We start from the raw sequence: 15,870 nt of genomic DNA on the forward strand, positions 1-15,870 counted from the left end.
GCCGCCCCCCGGCCCCCCCCACCGCCCTCCCCCGGCCCCCCAACGGCGTCGACGCCCCGGTGCGGGAGGCCGCCGACACCGTCGGCGGGGGAGCGCGGTCGGGTGAACTGACCGTGGCGGGCGTCATCCACGATCACTGCTCGGCCTTCCATCCGCTCGGCGTCGGCTCACCGTTCTGGGCCGAGATCGGCCTCGACCGTTACGGCCTGACCTGGCGGTGGCCCGACATCGACTGCGCCCACCCCCTCGACTCGGGCGACGTCGGCCTGCTCTACCAGTCGCTCGAGACCACCGCCGCCGGACTCGGCGCCGACGGCAACCGCTGGCGGCACCTCTTCGGCGATCTCGCCCGCCACTTCGACGACCTCGGCGACGACCTACTGCGCCCCATCGTCAACATCCCGGGCCATCCACTTCGCTTGGCGGCCTTCGGTCCGCGTGCCGTCCTCCCGGCGACGGTCCTGGCCCGCTGGTTCCGCACCGAGAAGGCCCGCGCACTCTACGGCGGCATTGCGGCACACGTGTATTCACGCCTCGACCGCCCGCTCACCGCGGCGCTCGGACTGATGATAGGTGCCAGCGGTCACCGCTTCGGCTGGCCCGTCGCCGAGGGCGGGTCCGGCGCCATCACCGCTGCGGCGGCATCGGCACTGCTCGACGCCGGCGGCAAGATCGAAACCGGAGTGCGGGTCAGCAGCCGCGCCGATCTCCCGGCTGCCGACGTCGTACTCCTGGATCTCTCACCCGCGCAGGTGCTGTCGATCTACGGGGAGCAGATGCCGGCCCACATCCGGCGGTCCTACTGGCGATACCGGGTCGGGGCGTCGGCGTTCAAGGTGGATTTCGCCATCGACGGCGACATCCCGTGGACCAACCCGGACTGTGTCCGGGCCGGAACCGTCCATCTCGGTGGTGATTTCGCCGAGGTTGCCGAGACCGAACGTCGACGCGCCGCCGGCGTCATGTCCCAGCGGCCGTTCGTCCTCCTCGGCCAGCAATACGTCGCCGACCCGACCCGCAGCAACGGCTCGGTCAACCCGATCTACGCCTACGCCCACGTCCCCAAGGGCTACGACGGCGACGCCACCGACGCCATTGTCGCGCAGATCGAACGCTTCGCGCCCGGGTTCCGCGACCGGATCATCGCCACCACGAGCACAGGCACTGAGCAATTGCATTCCGCCAACCCTAATTTCGCGGCCGGCGACATCATCGGCGGTGCCAACGACGGGCTGCAGATGGTGCTGCGTCCCCGCCTCGCGGTCGATCCGTACGCCATCGGCGTCGACGGTGTGTACCTCTGCTCACAGGCATCCCCGCCGGGCGCCGGTGTGCACGGGCTCTGCGGCAAACACGCCGCCGACTCGGCCCTGAAGAAGCTTCGACGATGACCGGCGACCCGCCCGCACTGGGAGACGCCGCGCGCGCCCGACTCGCTCAGGTCCCCGCATCGGCGGACTCCGCCCTGCTCGACACCGTCGCGCTGATCGCCAAACAACTGCGGGAACGGGAGAACGAACTCGTCGTCGGGCTCACCGGCATGATGGCCCGCGAGATCGATCAACTCGACACCGATCCCAAGCTCGTGGAACTGCTCGAGGCCAGCGTGCACGGCAACATCTCGACCATCATCCACGTACTGGCCAACGACATTCCCCTTGATCACATCCAACCGGCCACCGCGGCAGTCGAATACGCACTCCGCCTCGCACAGCGTGACGTCCCGTCCAACTCACTGGTACGTGCGTACCACCTGGGTCAGAACCAGGTGATGCTATTGTGCTACGGCCTGATCGAGGAGCTCGGTCTGCCGGCCGCCGAGGCGATGGCCGTCACCCGCCACATCTCCGACGTCATGTTCGCCTATATCGACTGGATTACCCTGTACGTGTTCCAGGCGTACGAGAACGAACGCGGCAGATGGATCTCGGCGGAGGCCAACGTCGCATCGTCCACCATCCATCGTCTCCTCGACTCCAACGACCCCGACGCGAGGGCATTCGAGGCCGAAACCGGTTATCGCCTGGACCAACAGCACCTCGCGGTGATCGTGTGGACCACCGACACGCGGGAACTCAGCGTGCTCGACCGCGCGACCCGCGACCTCGCCCGCACCCTGCGCGCCGACGGCCCACCGATCATCACGGCCATCGACCGATCGACCGTCTACGCATGGATTCCACTCGGTTCGCGTACCGGCACCACCGATCCGGCCGAGCTGACGCCCCCGCCGGATATCCATGTGGCCATGGGCTTTCCGGGTAGCGGTGTCGCCGGTTTCCGACGGTCCCATGAGCAGGCGAAGGCCGCGTACAGCGTCGCCACGATCCCCGGCGCAACCGCCACCCCGGTCGTCGGATTCGGTGACCGGGGGATCGGGGTGGTGTCGCTGTTGGCGCGTGATGTCGACGCCACCCGCACCTGGGTACGCGAAGTCCTCGGGAACCTTGCCGACGACACCCCGGCGACCGCGGTACTGCGGCAGACGCTGTCGGTGTACTTCGCCACCAAGGAAAGCCACCTGCACACCGCTGAGCGCCTCAACCTCCACCGCAACACGGTCAAGTATCGCGTGGGCAAGGCACTCGCCGAGATCCCGGAGTCCCGCGACCGACTCGATCTCGCGCTCGCGCTGACAGTGTGCGAACTCCTCGGACCCGCCGTCGTCGGCCCCTGACCGATCGGGTGAACTGAGGGCCATGGAGTTGTTGCTGATCCGGCATGCCCGCCCGTTCCACGTCACCGACCCCTCCGGCGTCGCCGACCCCCAACTCACCCCCGACGGCGAAGACCAGGCCGCACGGCTCGGAACCGCGATCGCCGCCGGCCGATACGGGCCGGTGCACGGCATGCTGAGCAGCCCGATGCGGCGCGCCGTGCAGACCGCCGAACCCGCCGCCCGCGAGCTCGCCCTCGACATCGCCGTCGACGACCGCCTCGTCGAACTCAATCACGGGTGGGCCGAATATGGCCTCGCCTCCACCGCCTACACCGACCGCCGTGCCCTGCTCGACGATATGAACGCCGGCCGCATCGCCCACCGAACCTTCGATCCGCGGGATTTCCAGGACCGGGTAATTCAGGGAATTGACGACGTCGTGAATGGTTCTGACCAGGAATCGGTGGCCATCGTCTGCCATGGCGGGGTCATCAACGCCTACCTGTCGCATGTCCTCGGTGCGCCCCGGATGTTCTTCACCGATCCCTTCTACACCTCGGTATCTCGGCTGCGCGCCGAGCCGGACGGCTACCGCGAGATCCTGTCGCTCAACGAGGTCGATCACCTCCGGTGACCTACCGTCCCGACCGGCGCGCCGGGAAAGCCGGTGTCGTCGAGTCGGTAGCCTGACCTAAACTGGGTCAATGCCCCTGAGCTGGCCACTGGTGGAACGTCGCGCGGACTTCGACGCGATCAAATCCACGCTGGGCTCAGGCACCCCGCCGTGCTGCGGCACCGTGCTGACCGGGCCCGCCGGAGTCGGCAAGACCACGCTGGCCCGCCAGGTCGTCGCACCACTCGATGGGGTGCGCTGGGTCGTCGGTACCGAATCGGCGCGCGCCATCCCGCTGGGCGCGTTCGCCAACGTCGTGGCGCCGGCCGCCGCCCGCGACACCATCGGCGTGCTCTCCTCGGCCCGCGAATCGCTGCTCTCGGAGGAGTCACTGGTCCTTTGCGTCGACGACGCCCACCTGCTCGACCCGCTGTCGGCGACGCTGCTGCATCAGCTCGCCATCGACCGGGACGCCCGCATCGTGGCCACCGTCCGCAGCGGTGAAACCCTGCCGGACGCGGTCACCTCGCTGTGGAAGGACGGCTACCTCAAACGACTCGAACTGTCGCCGTTCACCCAGGAGGAGAGCGTCGAACTACTCGAACGCGCACTCGGCGGTCACGTCGAAGGACTGTCCGCCGAGCTGATGTGGGAGGCGTCCGGCGGCAACGCACTTTTCCTCCGGCATCTTGTCGACGGGGCGGTCGAGGCCGGAAACCTGCGGGAGCGCAACGGGATCTGGCAGTTGCGCGGCAACACCTCGGTGACCTCCGAGTTCGCGACCCTGCTCGGCGATCGCCTCGTCGATCTGCCTGACGAGGTCACCAACGTGCTCGATCTGGTGGCCCTGTGCGAACCCGTCGAACTCGACCTCCTGTGCGACCTGGCCGGCGAGACCGCCGTCGACGACGCCGAAGAGCGGGAGCTCATCCGAATCTCGCGGGGCGGCAACCGCTTCACCGTGCAGTTCATGCATCCGCTGCTCGGCGATGTCATCCGGCGCCGACTGGGTCGCGTCCGCGCCCGTCGACTGCGCGGCCGGCTCGTCAGCGCGATGCTCGATCGCCGGATCGACACCAACCACGACCGGATGCGGCTGGCCGACCTCGCGCTCGAGAGTGACCAGGACATCGGCGTCGGAGCACTCACCGATGCCGCGCGCGTGGCCATCGGACTCTCCGATGTCGCTGCGGGAGAACGCTTTGCGCGTGCTGCCTTCGACCAGCAGCCCACCATCGACTCGGCCGACGCGCTCGCCCGCGCACTGCTCTGGCAGGGGCGACCCGACGATGTCGAATCCGTCCTGATCTCGCTGAGCCCCGACGGACTCGACGAACTGGGACTGTTGCGCTGGGGCGCCACCCGGATGTCGAACTTCCTGTTCTCCCAAGGTGATCAGCAGCGCTCGGACGAGATGATGCAGATGCTTCGGGAGCGGATCACGCTGCCCATCCTCGTCTCGGTGGTCGAGGCGGTCGACGCCGTGCGGGCACTGCTGGCCAACGACATCACCGGTGCCGCCGACCGCGCCCGCGCGGTGATCGACGACCCGGAGGCCCCGCCGACCGCCAAGTTCTGGGGCGCGTTCGGCGCCCAACGCGCGCTCGCCCTGATGGGGCGGTCCGACGAGGTGGCGGGTATCGCCGCCGACATGCAGATGCCGTCTAGCGTCGACGGATTGCTCTGGTACTCCGCCGCTTTCGGCGAGGTGCAGGCGAATGTGTACGCCGGTCGTTTCGACATTGCCGACGATTGTGTCGCCCGGTGCGCCCAATTCAGTTCTCCCGGACAATATCTGGCGTGGGCGATGACCCAAACCCTGCGTGGCTTCACCGCGGTGTATCGGGGACGGCTCGACGAGGCGGTCGTGGTGCTGCAGGAGGCGACCGCGGCGATCACCACGGACTCGTTGGCCGCCTGGCGTTTCCCCTCCCGCATGCTGCTCGCCGTCACCTACGCGCTGCTCGGACAGGCTGATCAGGCCCGCGAGGTGGCTGCGGTGACCCGCTCGGCGATGCAACCCGTGGTGGCCGTATTCGACCCGACCCTGCGGATCGCCGAAGGCTGGATCGCGGCCGCCGAGGGCGTCCGATCCGATGCGGTCGCGGCATTCGGCAAGGCAGCGGCATCGGCGCGCGAGTCGTCGCAGTGGGCGGTCGAGATGGAGGCGCTGCACGCGCTCGCCCGCATCGGTGACGCCTCCGGCGCCCCGCGACTGGCCGAGCTTGCGACCATGATCGACGGAGTCCTTGCACCCCTCTACGCGCGGCACGCAGTGGCCGTCGCCGAGAAGGACGGCGTGGAACTGGAGAAGTGCGCGACCGAACTCGAGACGATCGGCGCCCTGGTGTCGGCAGCCGATTCCGCCGCCCAAGCCGCCTCCGCCTACGCCGCCGACGACGACCGCACCTCGGCCTCCCGCGCGGGCGTCCTCGCCCACCGCCTCGCCGCCCTGTGCGGCGGACTGGTCACCCCGGCCCTCATCGACGCCGACGACCCGCTCCCGCTGACCACCCGCGAACGCGAGATCGCCAACCTCGTCGCCGCCGGCCTCTCCAACCGCGAGATCGCCGACCGCCTCACCGTCTCGGTGCGCACCGTCGAAGGCCACATCTACCGCGCCTGCACCAAACTCAACGTCACCGACCGCACCGAACTCGGCCTGCTCATAGTCCGCGCCGCCTAACGCCGACAGCGCCCCGGATCCCGTCCACAGCGCCCGCCAGATCGTTGACAGCGCCCTCACCCACGTTGACAGCGCCCTCTCCCACGTCGACGGCGCCTCGGTTCCCGTTCACAGCGCCTTCGTGCGCGTTGACAGCGCCCGCCTCAACACCGACAGCGCCCGGAATCTCCACCGCCGACCCAGCGTTGCCCTAACCAGAACAGAGGTGACAACGGTGACAACTCCGACAACGACGTCAACCCCGGCGACAGCACCACCGATGCTCCCCGCCGACGATCCCTTCTACGCGCCCCCGACCGACCTGCACTCGCTCACACCCGGCGCGCTCATCCGCTCACGGCAGGTCGACCTCAAGGATCACTGGGCATCGCAACACCGCACCCAGGCCTGGCAGCTCGCCTACCGCTCGACCGACCTCAACGGGCAGCCCTGCCTCGCCGTGACCACCATCGTGCTGCCCCGCAAGGCCGCCCACACCGAACCGCGACTGCTGTCGTTCCAATGCGCCATCGACGCGGTCACCAGTCGCTGCTTCCCGTCGTATGCCCTGCGTAAAGGTGCGAAAGCCGGTCGCGCCATCGCCCCGGTCGAGTTCTTCGTCGTCCGTCGCGCACTGGCGAAGGGCTGGGCGGTGTCCATCCCGGACCACGAGGGCATGCTCGGCGCGTGGGGTGCACCGCGCGAACCCGGCTATCGTGCGCTCGACGGCATCCGCGCCGCACTCGCCTTCCCCGCGCTCGAGCTCGCCGCCGACACCCCGATCGGCCTTTGGGGATACTCCGGAGGTGGGCTCGCTACTGCCTGGACCGCCGAGATGGCTCCCACCTACGCGCCGGAGCTGAACATCGCCGGCGCCGTTCTGGGATCCCCGGTGGGCGACATGGCCTCCGCGCTCCTGCGCCTCGACGGTGGATTCCACTCCGGACTGCCGATCATGGTCATCGCCGGACTCCGCCGCGTCTACCCCGCACTCGATCGGGCCATCGAGGAGCACGCCACCTATACCGGACGTCGCGAACTCGCCGAAATCGAAGAGCTGCCCACCCTCGACGCAGTGCGAAAGTTCGGGCACCACGACATCGACGACTACCTCGACATCCCGCTCGCCGATCTCCTCGCGCAACCGGAGATGGTCGAGATGATGGCCGACCTCCAACTCGGTTCCCACGCACCCGACATTCCGCTGTTGGTCGTCCAGGCAGTGCACGACGAAGTGATCGGCGTCGACGACATCGACCGCCTGGTCGACCGCTACCGCGAACTCGGCACATCGGTGACCTACCTCCGCGATCAACTGAGCGAACACTATTCGCTGCTGGCGCTGTCGGGTCCGACGGCGGTCGGCTGGCTGACGCGACGGTTCGAGGGACAGCCGCCGCGCGGACTCACCCACACCATCATTGCGGGACAACGGAGTCCGCGTCTACGACGACTCGCCAAGGCACTCGCACGGCCGGAGTCCTGAGAAAACCCGTTGCGCAACCATCGGTCTCGTGTCACAGTGACTGCTGCCCAGACGAAAGGAGGGCCGCCCCCATCCCACCGACACCACCACGAGACCATGACCACACTTGATGAACTGCTCGCCGACGAGACCTACTGCGTGCGCCGCACTGTCGGCGCACTCGCCCGCGTACTCTCCGGCGCCGCAACCGAATCCACACCCACCCAGACCAAGTTCCTGGCCGAGCACCTCGGTGCGCCGCGCCACGAACTCACCGTTCACCGCCTGCACCTCTCCCCGGCGACCGTCCTGGCCGCTGGACTCGTCCTCGCCGACCTCGTCGACCAACACGCACCCGCCATCGGGCCGGACGCTGACGACGACCCACCGCGCTGGGCCGATCATCGGGTCGGAGACGTTGAATACTCCACTCCCGCCGACGTCACACTCGCCTTCACGACGACCAACCCGTTCGGTACTGGGCCGCTGGCGATCTCGGCGATGATCGATCCGTCGTACAGCTGCCCGACGCTGACCGTGATGACTCCGCCTGGGCAACATGATCTGGCGCGCGGCGCGATCACGGAACTGCGCCGACGCATCGACGCGCGAAACCCGTTGCGCGGCCGCATCCTCCGCACCCGGTATCGCGGTGGCCTCGGCTTCGTCGTCGTCGACGACCTGCATGCCGAACGATCCGACGTCATGGTGCCGGAGCGGGTGTGGACAGAGATCGACCTCGCGATCGGTGCGGTGACCTCGCGGCACGAAACGCTCGCGGCCGCAGGGCTGTCGACGAGCCGCGGTGTCATGCTCGCCGGACCGCCGGGTGTCGGCAAGACCGCCGTCGTCCGTGCGGTCGCCACCGAAATGGCCGGCGACTTCACGGTCATCCTCGCCGATCCGGTGGCCATGGCGCACGGCATCTCCGATGTCTATGCGCAGGCCGACGATTTCGGGCCGACGGTGGTGGTGCTCGACGACATCGACCTCTACATCCGCCGTCGCGGTGATGGCGACGACATGGGACTCGGTGCGTTGCTGTCCGCGCTCGACGGGGCATCCAAGCGTGACCGGGTGCTGACGATCGCCACCACCAACGACCCGAATGCGTTGGACGCAGCGGCTACTCGCGCGGCGCGGTTCGACTCGATCCTCGAGTTGGGCCCGCCGTCGGATGTGGCTGCGGCCGCCATCCTGGCCGGTGTGCTCGCGCACCTGCCGGCCGCGGATGTCGACGTGTCCCGGGTGGTGGCAGCGCTGCCGGCGGATCGTTCCGGCGCAGATATCACCGAGGCGGTGCGCCGTGCGATCCTCGTCGACGGCGCCGCACTGACCACCGAGACCATGCTCTCGGTGATCGGTACGCACGACTATGCCGCGGCGCTGCCCATCGGCACCTACCTGTAGGGCAGATTCGGCAACCTCGACAACCCGCTCCCTGAGGTGCGAGGCGCTGCCGGCCCTCCGCTCCCTGAGGTGCGAGGCGCTGCCGGCCCCCCGCTCCCTGAGGTGCGAGGCGCTAGCCGAGCCACGAAGGGCCACAGAAGAATCCGATCGTACGTGACCCTTCGTGGCGCAACCTCCGCCAGCGTTCCGAGTCTCCTCAGGGCGCAATCAAGTTCACTCCACCCGCACGATCGTGACAGTCTGCAGGTGCCCATCGGCGCACCGATACCGCACCGTCTGCCCGGCACGTTTACCCAACAGTGCCCGCCCCAGTGGCGACTCCGGCGAGCACCGATCGGTGTCCGTGGGTCGCGACGGACCGATCACCAGTCGTTCCTTGTCTGCGCGATCGGCCCCGAAGTAGACGTCGACGACGCTGCCGGGCACCACGATGTATCGTCGTAAATCTCTGCGCAGCAGTGATTCCGGACGCTGTGCCATGTGACCGGCGATCGCTTCGGCAACCCGCGCGATCCGCTCCTGATTCTCCGCTCGTCGTAGCAGCGCGCGGTGCAGCCCATCGCTGTTGTTCGGGTTCGAACCGCACCCCTCACGGCTGATCTCCGCGTCGATCTCGTTGCGTCCGAGGAGCAACGCGGCCAGTTCGCCCTCGAGTTCGGCCAGGCGTATCGAACCGGTGTCGCGTCGGATGGCGCGCCCATAGCCGGCGACGAGTTCTTCCTTCCCGATTCTGGCCACCATGCCCGGTCGATTCTGTCGTTGATTGTGCTGGGTTGTCACCGCTGTCCTCCCACTGTGCGTCGTGATGCCCGCACCCTATGCCCCAGGTATGACAACCCCGCCAACCAGCGAATCGGGTTGCTGTGGCCGAGAAAACGGTTGCTGTCGACGAGGAAGTGGTTGCTGTCGACGAGAAAAGTGGTTGCTGTCGACGAGGAAGTGGTTGCTGTGGGCGGGAAAGTGGTTGCTGTCAGCGAGTGCGGGGTGGGGCGGTGGTGCTACGGACGACGAGCTCAGGGGTCAGCGTCGATGCCGAGCGGTCGACCCGATCACCGTCGAGCCGGCCGATCACCGCGTCGATGGCGTGGTCCGCTTGCGCCTGCGGTTGCTGGCTCACCGTGGTGAGGTCGACGTGCCCGAGGCGGGCGAGGATGCTGTCGTCGTACCCGGTGACCGACACCTGCCCGGGCACCTCGACGCCGGCGCGGCGTAACACGTCGAGCACACCTACGGCGAGCCGATCGTTGGCGCACACCACCGCCGTCGGCAGCGAACCGTCGAGCAGCTGCCGTGCCGCCGCCATCCCCGCGTCCTCGGTGAAACCGGTCGCCTCGATCACCGCGTCGTCGCCGACCAGTCCGTGCCGGCGCATCGCTCGCAGGAAACCGGTACGCCGGTCGGCTGCAATCACTCCCGTGCCGCCGGCGACGTGCACGATTCGTTGGTGACCCAGTTCGACGAGGTAGTCGACCATCCCGGCGATGCCCTTGCCGTCGTTGGTGCGCACCACGTCCACCGAGCCCACACTGATGCGCCGGCCGATCACTACCGTCGGTAGCTGATCACCGAGTGCTTCGATGACGTCGTCGACCAGCTCTGGTCCGATGAGAAGCATTCCCTCACAACGAAAATCGCGAAGTGTCTCGATCACCCGGGACTCACTGTGCGTCGGCGTGACCGCGCCCAGCACGATCTCGTAGCCCGCCCGATCGGCAGCGGCGACGATGCTCTCGGCGATCTCCGCGTGGAAACTGTTGCTGATCTGGGCCACCACGCCGATCAGGTGGGAGCGCCGCGCGGTCATCAGCGCGGCCGTGCGATTCATCCGATAGCCGAGCTCATCGGCGGCAGCGAGCACGGCGCGGCGTGTGTCGTCGCCGACCCCGGGGGCCTTGCGAAACACCAACGACACCGTCGCCTTGGACACCCCGACCCGCTCGGCGATGTCCTGCATGGTCGGCCGACTCGACGATCGCAATCCACCGACTCCCTTCAACTCGATTCCCTCCAGGGGGTTGACACCCCGCTGTGACCCGGTCCATAGTACTCGAACTAGACCGGTTTAGTAGACCGGTACACCACAGGACCTGAACACCCCCAAACGCACCATCGGAGGACCACCACATGTCGCAACGACCCCTCGGCGTCGCCGTCATCGGCGGCGGCATGGCCGGCCGGGCCCACGCCGCCGGCTACCGCACCGCCACCACGCTGTTCGGCACCGACCGCCCCGACGTCCGGCTCGTCGCCATCGCCGATGCCAACCCAGCGATCGCCGACGACAACGCCAAGCGCTACGGCTACGACCGTGCCGAATACGACTGGCAAGCCATCGCGGCAGCCGACGACATCGACGTCGTCAGCGTCGTCGTCGCCAATCATCTACACCGCGAGATGGTCGAGGGGCTGCTGGCCGCCGGCAAGCACGTGCTGTGCGAGAAGCCCCTGGCCGGCTCACTCGCCGACGCCGAGGCGATGCTGGAAGCCGCCCGCAACGCGTCCACCCAGGCCGCGGTCGGCTACACCTACCGCCGGGCGCCGGCCGTCGAGATGATCCGCCGCGAACTCGCCGTCGGCACCATCGGCGATTTGGTCCACTTCAACGGCCACTACTGGTGCGACTACGCCCTCGACCCCACCTCGCCGATCACCTGGCGCTACCAGGGCGGCCCCGGTACCGGGGCACTCGCTGACGTCGGCAGCCACCTCATCGATCTCTCCGAGTTCGTCTGCGGACCGATCGTCGAGATCTCCGGCGCGCGGTTCCACACCGTCATCACCGAACGTCCCGTCCCCATCGGCACCACCTACGGCCACACCAAGGGTGAGGTCAGCGATGAGATGGCACCGGTGGAGAACGAGGACATCGCGACCTTCACCGCCACCTTCGCCGGCGGTGCCGTCGCCACCTTCTCCGCCTCCCGCGTCGCGCACAGTCTGCCCGACGGCCTCGGTTTCGAACTCTTCGGCACCGGCGGATCGGCGTCCTGGGAACTGGCCCGGATCGCCGAGTTCCACCTCGCCGCCGACGACGTCCGCCCCGAACTGGGCGGCCCCCGCCGCATCACCATCGGCCCCGACCACCCCTACATTCGCGGCGGCCTCCCCATGGATGCCGGCGGCGTCGGCCACGGCAAGGCCGAGTTGTTCGCCTACCAGGCCCGCGCGTTCCTCGACCAGGTCGCCGGTATCGACGTCCTCGGACCGTTGCCCGGCTTCGATACCGGTCTGCACAGCATGCGCGTCGTCGCCTCCATCGCCGAATCCGCGGCCGGCGGCGGAGCCACCGTCAAGGTCAGCTGAACCCATCCCGCTGATCGATCAGCGGGCACACCCAACCAAGGAGACAAACCCATGAAACTCGGTGTCTACACCGCCATCCTGCACGACCGCCCACTGCCCGAGGCGCTGGAGGTCATCGCGTCGGTCGGGCTGACCGGCGCGGAGATCAACGCCGGCGGCTTCCTCGGCACCCCGCACCTGCCGGTCCAGGAACTGCTGTCGGGCGACATGACAGCCGCCGACTACCTGAAGATCTTCGACGGCACCGGGGTATCGATCGCCGGGCTCAACTGCAACGGCAACCCGCTACACCCCGACCCCGAGGTCGGACCCGAGGACGCCGACGACCTCCGCAACGCCATCCGCGTCGCCGGCCTGCTCGGCGTCGACCGCGTGGTCACCATGTCCGGTCTGCCCCAGGCACATCCGGGTGGCCAGTGGCCGGCCTGGCACGTGAACACCTGGGACTCCGGCTATCTCGACTCGCTGGACTACCAATGGGATGACGTGGCCGTCCCGTTCTGGACCGAGATCGACGCCCTGGCCCGCGAGAACGGCGTCAAGGTCGCCATCGAAATGCACCCACAGAACCTGGTGTTCAACCCGCCGACGATGAAGCGTCTCGTCGACAAGGTCGGTGCCACCAACGTGGGCGCGGAGATGGACCCGTCGCATCTGTTCTGGCAGGGTATCGACCCCGTCGCGGCGATCGAATGGCTCGGCCCGCTCGTCTATCACGCCGCCGCCAAGGACACCCGTATCAACAAGAACTGCGAGATCTACGGCGTCCTCGACGAACGCTTCACCCGAATCCCGATGAGCGAGAATCCCACCGGACTCGGCGGCAAGCATGTCGTCAACAAGTGGCCCGAAGACTCCGCGTGGGACTTCGTCGCCGTCGGCCGCGGCCACGACGTCGACTTCTGGACCCGCTTCCTGCAGGCACTGGAGAAGGTCGACCCCGACATGTGGGTCAACATCGAACACGAAGACGTCGAGTTCGATCGCATCGATGGCCTCAAGGTCGCCGCCGACACCCTGCACTCCGCCAATTCCGCACTCGTCCACTGAGTCTCACGCAAGAGAGAAGAGCACACCATGAACACCACCCCCATGCGCCGCGTCGCCGCGACCGTCGGCGCCGTGCTGGCCACGATCACCGTGTTGTCGGCCTGCTCGAGCACCGGTGGTAAGCCCGACTCGGGCGGCGGTGGGGGAATGGCCGCCGGGCAGGCCGACACACCGCGGTTCACCGTCGCGATGATCACCCACGGCCCGCCCGGCGACACGTTCTGGGATCTCATCCGCAAGGGCGCGGAAACCGCTGCAGCCAAGGACAACATCGAGTTGAAGTACTCGTCGGAACTCGAGGCACCCAACCAGGCCAACCTGGTGCAGAACGCGATGGACAGCAAGGTCGACGCCATGGCCGTCACCCTGGCCAAGCCGGAAGCCCTCGCACCTGCGGTGGAGAAGGCCACCGCGGCCAAGATCCCGGTTGTTGCGTTCAACGCCGGTATCGATCAGTGGAAAGCCATGGGCGCCTTGTCCTTCTTCGGTCAGGACGAGAAGGTGTCCGGCGAGGCGGCCGGCAAGCGGCTCAAGGACGAGGGCGCCAAGAAGGTCGTGTGTGTGATCCAGGACCAGGGCAACGTGGCGCTCGAATCCCGGTGTGCCGGTGTCGCTGCCGGGATGGGTGGCGGAGTGGAGAACCTCAACGTCAACGGCACCGACATGCCGTCGGTGCAGTCGACCATCTCCGCCAAGCTGCAAGAGGATCCGAGCGTCGACCACATCATCACTCTCGGCGCGCCGATCGCACTGACCGCGGTGAAGTCCGCCGACAACGCCGGCAGCAAGGCCAAGATCGCCACCTTCGACACCAACGCCGCGCTCGTCGACGCCATCAAGGCCGGACAGATCGAGTGGGCCGTCGATCAGCAACCGTTCCTGCAGGGCTACCTCGCCGTCGACTCGCTATGGCTCTACCTCAACAACCGCAACGTGATCGGCGGCGGACTGCCCACCCTGACCGGCCCGGCGTTCATCGACAAATCCAACATCGATGCGATCGCCGACTACGCGAAGAAAGGAACCCGCTGAGCTGACCAACTCCCATCGCACGCCCCCGTCGCAACCACTCTCCCGCGACGGGGGTCGTTGCTGCGCGCACCGCGACTTGACGTGTCGGAGATATCCGTCATATTGTCGGGCGGTGACATCCGACGACGACGTTTTCCTGGCGCTGGCCAACCCGGTTCGTCGATCATTGCTGGAAATGCTTGCCGAGCAACCCACTCCGGCAGGTGAGCTCACGTCCCGCTTCGACCTGAGTCGGTCGTCGGTCACCGAGCACCTGAAGGTACTCAAGGACGCCGGCCTCGTGACCGACGAAGCCCATGGACGGCAACGCATCTACCGCCTGACCGCGGAGCCGCTCGCCGCACTCGACGACTGGCTCCGGCCCTTCGAACGCTACTGGCGTTCACGGATGTCCGACATCGCCCGCCTAGCAGAGGATCTCGAATGACCCCCGACCCTACCCGCCGCCTCGAATCCATACACGTCGACCAGTTCATCGCCGCATCCCCGGAAACGGTGTGGCGCACGCTCACCGAACCCGAACTCCTGGCGCGCTGGTGGGTCGCCGGCAACGTCGCGCCGGTCGTCGGACACGAATTCACCTTGGATATGCCAGGATTCGGACTACAGCCCTGCCGAGTTGTCGAGGTCGAGAAGCCCACGCGCTTCGTCTACACGTTCACCGACAACTGGACGCTCACCTGGACCCTCGCAGCCGAAGGCGCCGGCACGCGGCTCTTCCTCGAGCACTCGGGATTCGACCTCGACGACCCTCGGATGGCAAACGCACTGCGCCACATGGGACCTGGTTGGCGGGACACCGTGCTCCCACGTCTGGCGGAACTGGCTCTCACGCTCTGAACACTTCGGTTGGCGAGAGTCTACTTCTCCGCTGCCATCGAGTTCATGATCGAGAAGGTCACCTGGTCTGGACGATAGCGGTCGTCGGAGTATTCGAACGGTCGGCCCTGTGGGTCGAAGCTGGTGCGCCGTTCCCGTAACAGCGGTGCGCCGGTGTCGATCTGCAATGCATCGGCGTCGACACTGTCGGCGGCCACCGCGTCGAGTTCGTGCCGCATCGACGCGAACTGCACTCCGTGGTCGGTCAGGTGGTCGGTGATCGAGCCGATGTCCGGATCGAAGTCGAAGAGACTTGATCCGACGTCGGTGGTGAACCGGCTGCGTTCGAGGAGCGCCGGCGACCCGTCGAGGGTACGGAGCCGGACGATCTCGACGATGAAATCGTCCTCGGAGATCTGCAACGCGTCGGCGATCTCGGCGCTGCACCGGGTGCGCGCCACGCTCAGGGTGTGATTGCCCGGCTCTCGTCCGGTGGTCACCGCCCACTGGGAGAACGGGGTGAATGAGCTCAGGGTCTGTGTCGGCTGGTGCGGTCGCCGCACCCGGGCCGGGCGGCCTCGGGTCGTGTAGATCAGGCCCTCGGTGCGCAAGTTGTACAGCGCCTGTCGGATCGGACCGCGACTGACCTGCCACTGCTCCATTAGCGCTGTCTCCGGCGGCAATTCGTCACCGGCCTGGTACTCGCCGGTGAGGATCTGGCCACGAATCGACTCGTAGATCTCCTGATATCGAGGGGACACCGGACCTCCGCGCCGTGACAACTGCCTGACTTGTGTACCTACCTTAGCCGACCGATGAGGGGCGGCCCCGCACACGTCGTCGCGGGGCCGCCT

14 protein-coding genes are annotated in these 15,870 nt (G+C 67.6%); 11 read left to right on the top strand and 3 right to left on the bottom strand.

Annotation, left to right across the window (positions count from 1 at the left end; all coding sequences use genetic code 11):
- From AAFP30_RS05265 to AAFP30_RS05290, 6 genes are all read left to right on the top strand, one after another.
- A partial coding sequence (locus AAFP30_RS05265; protein WP_419228820.1) for a phytoene desaturase family protein occupies nt 1-1,391 on the top strand: 1,391 nt, incomplete at its 5' end.
- A complete protein-coding gene (locus tag AAFP30_RS05270; RefSeq protein ID WP_419228821.1) occupies nt 1,388-2,677 on the top strand; it encodes a PucR family transcriptional regulator in 1,290 nt (429 codons plus the stop codon). The genes AAFP30_RS05265 and AAFP30_RS05270, both read left to right, overlap by 4 nt.
- A 22-nt stretch (nt 2,678-2,699) precedes the next feature.
- Nucleotides 2,700-3,293 (top strand): histidine phosphatase family protein, encoded by a 594-nt coding sequence (locus tag AAFP30_RS05275; RefSeq protein WP_419228822.1) that lies wholly within the window; start codon nt 2,700-2,702, stop codon nt 3,291-3,293.
- A gap of 70 nt (nt 3,294-3,363) precedes the next feature.
- Nucleotides 3,364-5,958, top strand: coding sequence for a LuxR C-terminal-related transcriptional regulator (locus tag AAFP30_RS05280; protein WP_419228823.1), 2,595 nt, complete (start codon nt 3,364-3,366; stop codon nt 5,956-5,958).
- Nucleotides 5,959-6,217: 259 nt separating this feature from the next.
- On the top strand, nt 6,218-7,423 hold the full coding sequence (locus AAFP30_RS05285) for a lipase family protein (RefSeq protein ID WP_419229205.1): 1,206 nt from the start codon (nt 6,218-6,220) through the stop codon (nt 7,421-7,423).
- A gap of 96 nt (nt 7,424-7,519) precedes the next feature.
- Nucleotides 7,520-8,812, top strand: coding sequence for an ATP-binding protein (locus AAFP30_RS05290; protein ID WP_419228824.1), 1,293 nt, complete (start codon nt 7,520-7,522; stop codon nt 8,810-8,812).
- 213 nt (nt 8,813-9,025) lie between these two features.
- Here the strand turns inward: AAFP30_RS05290 and AAFP30_RS05295 are convergent, their stop codons facing one another.
- Entirely contained in the window at nt 9,026-9,553 is a 528-nt protein-coding gene (locus AAFP30_RS05295; protein ID WP_419228825.1) for a GreA/GreB family elongation factor, read from the bottom strand.
- Nucleotides 9,554-9,782: 229 nt separating this feature from the next.
- Nucleotides 9,783-10,790 (bottom strand): LacI family DNA-binding transcriptional regulator, encoded by a 1,008-nt coding sequence (locus AAFP30_RS05300; RefSeq protein WP_419228826.1) that lies wholly within the window; start codon nt 10,788-10,790, stop codon nt 9,783-9,785.
- Between the two features lie 146 nt (nt 10,791-10,936).
- Here AAFP30_RS05300 and AAFP30_RS05305 point away from each other — a divergent pair, with 146 nt between their 5' ends.
- From AAFP30_RS05305 to AAFP30_RS05325, 5 genes are all read left to right on the top strand, one after another.
- Nucleotides 10,937-12,115, top strand: a complete 1,179-nt coding sequence (locus AAFP30_RS05305) for a Gfo/Idh/MocA family protein (protein WP_419228827.1) — start codon at nt 10,937-10,939, stop codon at nt 12,113-12,115.
- 51 nt (nt 12,116-12,166) lie between these two features.
- Nucleotides 12,167-13,165 carry a sugar phosphate isomerase/epimerase family protein gene (locus AAFP30_RS05310; protein WP_419228828.1) on the top strand — a complete coding sequence of 333 codons (999 nt, stop codon included), beginning with the start codon at nt 12,167-12,169 and terminating at the stop codon, nt 13,163-13,165.
- A 42-nt stretch (nt 13,166-13,207) separates the two neighbouring features.
- Nucleotides 13,208-14,197 (top strand): substrate-binding domain-containing protein, encoded by a 990-nt coding sequence (locus tag AAFP30_RS05315; protein ID WP_419229206.1) that lies wholly within the window; start codon nt 13,208-13,210, stop codon nt 14,195-14,197.
- Between the two features lie 112 nt (nt 14,198-14,309).
- A complete protein-coding gene (locus AAFP30_RS05320; protein WP_419228829.1) occupies nt 14,310-14,624 on the top strand; it encodes an ArsR/SmtB family transcription factor in 315 nt (104 codons plus the stop codon).
- Nucleotides 14,621-15,037, top strand: a complete 417-nt coding sequence (locus tag AAFP30_RS05325) for an SRPBCC family protein (RefSeq protein ID WP_419228830.1) — start codon at nt 14,621-14,623, stop codon at nt 15,035-15,037. The genes AAFP30_RS05320 and AAFP30_RS05325 overlap by 4 nt, the downstream gene beginning before the upstream one ends.
- Before the next feature lie 20 nt (nt 15,038-15,057).
- Here AAFP30_RS05325 and AAFP30_RS05330 read toward each other — a convergent pair whose 3' ends face one another.
- Nucleotides 15,058-15,777: a GntR family transcriptional regulator gene (locus AAFP30_RS05330; RefSeq protein WP_419228831.1), complete on the bottom strand. Its 720-nt coding sequence runs from the start codon at nt 15,775-15,777 to the stop codon at nt 15,058-15,060.
- Nucleotides 15,778-15,870 lie beyond the last annotated feature (93 nt).

The sequence above is a fragment of the Gordonia sp. CPCC 205515 genome (genome assembly GCF_048537925.1).
Classification (GTDB): Bacteria; Actinomycetota; Actinomycetes; order Mycobacteriales; family Mycobacteriaceae; genus Gordonia.

Bases quoted from the DNA above. Each gene is read 5' to 3' on its own strand.
- AAFP30_RS05325 (WP_419228830.1), top strand. From the start codon at position 14,621: ATGACCCCCGACCCTACCCGCCGCCTCGAATCCATACACGTCGACCAG.
- AAFP30_RS05295 (WP_419228825.1), bottom strand. From the start codon at position 9,553: ATGGTGGCCAGAATCGGGAAGGAAGAACTCGTCGCCGGCTATGGGCGC.
- AAFP30_RS05315 (WP_419229206.1), top strand. From the start codon at position 13,208: ATGCGCCGCGTCGCCGCGACCGTCGGCGCCGTGCTGGCCACGATCACC.
- AAFP30_RS05270 (WP_419228821.1), top strand. From the start codon at position 1,388: ATGACCGGCGACCCGCCCGCACTGGGAGACGCCGCGCGCGCCCGACTC.
- AAFP30_RS05310 (WP_419228828.1), top strand. From the start codon at position 12,167: ATGAAACTCGGTGTCTACACCGCCATCCTGCACGACCGCCCACTGCCC.
- AAFP30_RS05285 (WP_419229205.1), top strand. From the start codon at position 6,218: ATGCTCCCCGCCGACGATCCCTTCTACGCGCCCCCGACCGACCTGCAC.
- AAFP30_RS05290 (WP_419228824.1), top strand. From the start codon at position 7,520: ATGACCACACTTGATGAACTGCTCGCCGACGAGACCTACTGCGTGCGC.
- AAFP30_RS05280 (WP_419228823.1), top strand. From the start codon at position 3,364: ATGCCCCTGAGCTGGCCACTGGTGGAACGTCGCGCGGACTTCGACGCG.
- AAFP30_RS05305 (WP_419228827.1), top strand. From the start codon at position 10,937: ATGTCGCAACGACCCCTCGGCGTCGCCGTCATCGGCGGCGGCATGGCC.
- AAFP30_RS05275 (WP_419228822.1), top strand. From the start codon at position 2,700: ATGGAGTTGTTGCTGATCCGGCATGCCCGCCCGTTCCACGTCACCGAC.